Annotated in this window: 4 protein-coding genes; 1 reads left to right on the top strand and 3 read right to left on the bottom strand. The window is 38.1% G+C overall.

The window, feature by feature from the left end; all coding sequences use genetic code 11:
• Positions 1–85: 85 nt before the first annotated feature.
• The 3 genes from EF384_RS09185 to EF384_RS09195 form a co-directional block, all read right to left on the bottom strand.
• The gene (locus EF384_RS09185; RefSeq protein WP_123781372.1) at positions 86–1,387 is read right to left on the bottom strand and encodes a uracil-xanthine permease family protein; all 1,302 of its coding nucleotides are present in this window, start codon (positions 1,385–1,387) and stop codon (positions 86–88) included.
• 575 nt (positions 1,388–1,962) lie between these two features.
• Positions 1,963–3,663: an arginine--tRNA ligase gene (argS, locus tag EF384_RS09190; RefSeq protein ID WP_123781374.1), complete on the bottom strand. Its 1,701-nt coding sequence runs from the start codon at positions 3,661–3,663 to the stop codon at positions 1,963–1,965.
• A 270-nt stretch (positions 3,664–3,933) separates the two neighbouring features.
• Positions 3,934–5,004, bottom strand: a complete 1,071-nt coding sequence (locus EF384_RS09195) for an iron-containing alcohol dehydrogenase family protein (protein ID WP_123781376.1) — start codon at positions 5,002–5,004, stop codon at positions 3,934–3,936.
• Positions 5,005–5,227: 223 nt separating this feature from the next.
• On the opposite strand from EF384_RS09195, the gene EF384_RS09200 reads away from it, so the two are divergent.
• Positions 5,228–5,992: a gamma-glutamyl-gamma-aminobutyrate hydrolase family protein gene (locus EF384_RS09200; protein ID WP_123781378.1), complete on the top strand. Its 765-nt coding sequence runs from the start codon at positions 5,228–5,230 to the stop codon at positions 5,990–5,992.
• The last annotated feature ends 40 nt before the right edge of the window (positions 5,993–6,032 follow it).

The raw sequence follows: 6,032 nt of genomic DNA on the forward strand, positions 1-6,032 counted from the left end.
AACTTTTTGGGTCCACTATACCTCCTCTATCAGGAAGCTAGCGCTTTTTGTGTCGTCTTGTCTTTATTACAAAAGCTTTAAAAGCTTATTCTTTAACGTGCGTATCTTCTTCATAAGGTACTTCTGCTGGTAAGATTAAGTTTAATAAAATACCAACGATAGCTGATAATGCTGTACCTGATAAAGTGACAAAACCTAAGTCTAATACTGCACCACCAAGACCGATTACTAACATGGCACTCGCAATAATTAAGTTACGTACTTGGTTGAAGTCGATTTGATCTTCAATCATAACCTTCAAACCGTTACTTGCAATAATACCGTATAGTAAGATAGACATACCACCGATTACGGCACTAGGAATAGTTGAAATTAAGGCTGTAAATTTACCTAGGAAAGCTAAGATAATCGCGATAAACGCAGCGTTACGGATTACGGAAACAGATGCAACACGAGTCAAACCGATAACCCCAGTATTTTCACCGTAAGTAGTATTTGCAGGACCACCAATGAAAGCTGAAACTGCAGTAGCCACACCATCACCAACTAAAGTACGCGCTAAACCTGGGTCTTTTAAGAAGTTACGGCCTACAATTTTACCTAAAACAGTATGGTCACCAATATGTTCAGAAATGGTTACTAAGATAATTGGTAAGATTGCCCATGTTTCTGGACCAAAGTACAAATCATAAGAATTAAACATACTTGTTTCGAATGGTAAGTATAAATCTGGAATTGAGAACCAAGGTGCATCAATTACCGGTTGGAAATCTACCAAACCGAATAAGGCTGCGATGATATAACCACCAATAATACCAATCAAGAACGGAATGATTTTAAAGAAACCCTTCGCACGTGTTTGAACGAAAGCTGTAATCAAGAAGGTTGCCACTGCAACAATTACATTTCGAACTTCGCCACCTTCAACAAATCCGGCATTTGTTACTGCACTTGCAGATAAGCCTAAACCAATTACCATGATCATTGGACCAATAACAATTGGTGGTAATAATTTATCAATCCATTTAGTTCCAATCATAGAAACGACAATCGCAACAATGACGTAACTAATACCTGCTAAAACAACACCTGTTTGGGCCGCTGAAACATCGCCACCCATTTGTTTAATTGCAATTTGCATTGCTGTGATATATGCAAATGATGAACCTAAGTAAACTGGTACTTTTGCTTGGGTTGCCACTTGATAAATCAGTGTCCCAATCCCACTCGCAAAAAGAGCAACAGATACGGGCATTCCTAAAAGAATCGGCACCAATACTGTTGCTCCAAACATTGCAAAAACATGTTGAAAACTCAATAATAACCCTTTAACTAATGAGGGTTTTTCCTCTACATCTAATAAAAGTGGTCTAGATTTAATCGCCATAACAAACATCTCCTTCTTTTCTGTTCTTTCCCCATTTTTTCCCAAAAAAATAAGGTCATTCGCAAGTTGACCTTTAGAATCGCTTTTATTCATGTATAAACATAAACGGTCTTCCGACCACTCATCTTCATAGGATTTTATGCTTTCACTATTATAAGCAAAGAAAGATGAAAATTCAAGCGCTATCTTAAAATCACATGAAAGAAAAAATTAGGATGCGAGCGCGGGCGTTTTGACTGGTAGCACTGGAGGGAATATGCAGTAGCAAGCGCAGCTTGCTGCAAATATTTCCGAAGTGGANTGACCCAAACACTGGAAGACTAGTGTCGCCAATGATGGTAGTCATCAGCAAACTAATCTGAAGTGAAGACCTGTCTGCCTAAGCGAACTAAACTTTAGGATGTTACCTATAGCAAACAAAAAAGAAAAGAACAATTCATAGAAAGAAATGTTCTCTTCTTTAGCTTAGTTAAATATATAATTGTCCAAATAAAAAGACGAAAACAACTCTTTTAACGAATTGTTTGCGTCCATAAATGGGATTTTGTCCCAACATCTTCCATAATATGTAGAGATTACATTTCAGTTGGTGCTTCTACACCTAAAATTGCTAGACCTGATTCAATTACTTTCGTCATCGCATATACTAATGCTAAACGTGCAGTTAATTGTTCATCTTCAGTTAAGATACGTGTATGTGCGTAGTATTTGTTAAATTGTTGTGACAAGCTTAATAAATATTTGGCAATTACACTTGGTTCATATTTTTCATAAGCAGAAGCTACGATTTCAGGGTAACGGTTCAATTCTTTTAATACTTGGAAGGCTTCTTCGCTTTCTAAGTTAAATTGGCTACCTTCAGCAATCGCTGCAGGATCAAAGTTTGCTTTACGCAATATTGAGTGTGCACGTGCATTTGCATATTGAACGTATGGACCTGTTTCACCTTCAAATTGAACAACTTCTTCTAAGTTAAAGTCAAAATTGTTTAAACGGTCATTTTTAAGGTCGTGGAAAATAACAGCCCCAACCCCAACTTGATGTGCTACTTGCTCTTTGTTCGCTAGGTCTGGATTTTTTTCATTAATTTGTTTTAAGGCTAAATCAATGGCATCGTTTAATACTTCTTCAAGTAATACGACATTACCTTTACGCGTTGATAATTTCTTACCATCTTGTGTAATCAAACCAAATGGAATATGGTTAATGTCTTTCGCCCAATCGTAACCCATTAATTCTAAAACAGCTTTTAATTGTTTAAAGTGGTTACTTTGTTCATTCCCTACAACATATAATGATTGCGAGAAGTCATATGTTTCTTTACGGTAAATGGCTGTTGCTAAATCACGTGTGATATATAAACTGGCACCATCAGATTTTTTAATCAATGCTGGATTTAAATTGTAAGCTTCCAAGTCAACAATTGTTGCACCTTGGTCAATTTTCAATAAGCCTTGTGCTTCTAATTCATCAATAACTGCAGGCATTTTATCTGAATAGAATGCTTCACCGTTGTATGAATCAAATTTCACACCCAACATATCGTAGATGCGTTGGAATTCTTTTAATGATTCATTTTTGAACCAATCCCATAATTCATAAGCTTCTTGATCGCCGTCTTCTAATTTTTTAAACCATAGACGTCCTTCATCTTCAAGACTTGGATCTTTTTCAGCTTCTTCATGGAATTTCACGTAATATTTCAATAATTCAGAAATAGGATTTGCACGAACGGCTTCTTCAGAACCCCATTTTTTATAACCCACAATTAATTTACCAAATTGCGTACCCCAGTCACCTAAGTGGTTGATACGGATTGGGTTAAAACCAACTTTTGTTGCAATATTGGCAATAGCATTACCAATAACGGTAGAGCGTAAATGACCCATAGACATTGGTTTCGCAATGTTAGGACTAGACATGTCAATTGTGATGTTTTCACCATGACCAATCGCTAATTCACCAAAGTGTTCACCTGCTTGGTAAATTTCTTCAAGAATTGCTTGGGTAATCAAAGTTTGATTTAAGAAGAAGTTGATGTATGGTCCAACTGCTTCAACGTGGTCAACAATTTCACCTTGCATTTGTGGTGCTAAATCTTGGGCAATTGCTTGTGGTGCTTTGCGTAATTCTTTTGCAAATACGAAAGTTGGAAAAGCAATATCTCCATGACCATCGTGTTTTGGAATTTCTAAAAGATTCTGAATTTCTTCAATTGATAATGAAGTCTCAATGCTCGAATGAATCACCTGAGCTACTTGTTGTTTTAAATCCATTTAATTGGGCTCCTCTCAAAAAAATAAGACAATATACCGCGATTATTCTTGGCATTTGCTTGTCTTCTTCGTTTTATATAGTAATTGATATTTAGAACTGTAAAGCAACTACTCAATAGTACCACTTTTTCAAGCTTTAGAAAAGAGATTCTCGTATATTTCTTGCTTTCAGACTGCAAGTATATCAAGATTTCAACATTAATTCTACTATACCCTATCATAAATAGAAAAATAAAATCCCTGAGCAAGAAAACCCAGGGAAGACATCTATTAATCATTTAAAGCTTCTACAGCTTTGATTGCATCTTCAATCATTGGACGATCGATTGGGAATGGCGATACATCTACGTGGTCAGTGGTCATTGCTTTATCTAAAACAAGGGCTAAGTCCTCTTCTGTAGTGATATCTAATGCTGCAAGTGATGTTGGTAAGCCAACTTCAATCATGAAGTTACGTAATCTGGTTAATCGCTCAGTTTCGCCAGCTAATTGCAATACTACTAAAACACCGTAAGATACGATTTCCCCATGCAAGTGCTTTTCACCTTGTGGTAAAACAGTCACGCCGTAATAGAATGAATGTGCAAAATGCCCATTATAGGCATGATCAACCAATACAGAGGTGTATGAAGTTGTACCCAAGATTTCTAAAATAACATTATCGATTGCTGGGGATAATTCATGTTTTTTTGCTGCAGCTAATGCTTCCACACCATTGGCCATCAAGCGTTCGTTGGTACCTTGAACGATATGGACACCCATAGCATTCTTGTAGGCTAAATCTCGACCTTGTGCAGAGAATGACGCCTCTACCTCTTTAGAAAGGGCATCACCTATTCCTGCCCAGATATATTGTTCAGGGGCTTCAGCGATGATTGTCGTGTCTGCAAAGGCATGTACAGCCGGTGCATCGATTCGATAAGAACCCGCTGACTCATGGTTATCATAATATAGAATACATACGGCAGATGTTGGCGCACAGTTTGACGCAATTGTTGGGAAAGTAAATACAGGCTTACTTAAATTATCGGCAACTGTTTTTCCAGTATCAATCGCACGACCGCCACCAACTGCAAAAATCATATCAGCTTTTGCCACGTCTTCTAGGGCTACTAAACGGTCAATGTTACCGTAAGAAGCTTCGCCACCATACCATTCGATTGTTGTGATGGTTAAGCCAGCTTTTTCGATCGCTGGTTTCAAGCGGTCAAGACTCTTAGCTAATGCCGTTTCCCCTCCAATAATGGCAACTGTGTTACCGGCAAAACCAGCATATTTGCCGATCTCATCGTAGGCATCCGGGCCAATTGTAAAACTTGGTAGATTCACTGATAAACTCATACGTATTTCCCTCTTCCTTGAACGTTTCTGTCGATTGACAATTTCTTATGACCTAATATACCACTAGTCTCATGGAATTGTCATAAGATTTACATCATTTGTAATGTTTATTTTCTATCATACGCTAACATATCAAACTATCACGCTCAAAGTAGTCTGATTTGACCTTGACCCTATCTTTGTTGGTATAATAGTCTGGAACACTAAAGTCTGGAGTGACACTATGAATAAAAAAGCACCTATACATAAACGATTAATTGGCGTCACCGGCAATCACAATGCATTAGAACATGACTGGGACGAATTTATGCGCGACTATTCCCCACATGGCTATAGTGCAAGTTTAACCAAAGCGAGACATATGCCAATCATCATTCCCCTACAAAAGGATTTATCTTTGGCAGAACAATATGTTGCCCACTTGGACGGGATTGTTTTTACAGGCGGACAAGATGTCAGTCCCCTATTGTATGGCCGTGAACCGTCGCCTAAATTGCGAAATGTCTATCCTCCACGTGATCGTTGGGAACGCGCCTTATTTGAAGCCGCAGTCAAGAAGGACATTCCTATCTTAGGTATTTGCCGTGGTTTCCAGTTAATTAACATCCTACTAAACGGAACCGTATATCAAGATCTAAGCGAATACCCTGTCGGCCAAGCCAGTGCCGTACAACACATTCAAGAATGGGGTCGTATGCAATACCCTCACCATTCTGTGAATGTTGAAAAGGACAGTATTCTAGCAAACTTATTTGATGGGAAAAAAGCATTATATGTCAATACTTACCATCACCAAGTAATTGAAGATCTTTCGCCAAGCTTGAAGGCAACAGCCTGGGCAGATGATGGCGTGATTGAGGCATTTGAAGTAGATACACGGAAATCCTCATACAAGATTTTTGGTATCCAATGGCATCCGGAAATGATGACGGACGACGATAATGAAAGTAATATGTTACCGATTTTCAATTGGTTCCATAATTTTTAACACAAAAAGCTGAGACGCAATGTAGAGGCCCCCAAAAGTT

Source organism: Aerococcus agrisoli (assembly GCF_003797145.1).
In the GTDB taxonomy this organism is placed as follows: domain Bacteria; phylum Bacillota; class Bacilli; order Lactobacillales; family Aerococcaceae; genus Aerococcus; species Aerococcus agrisoli.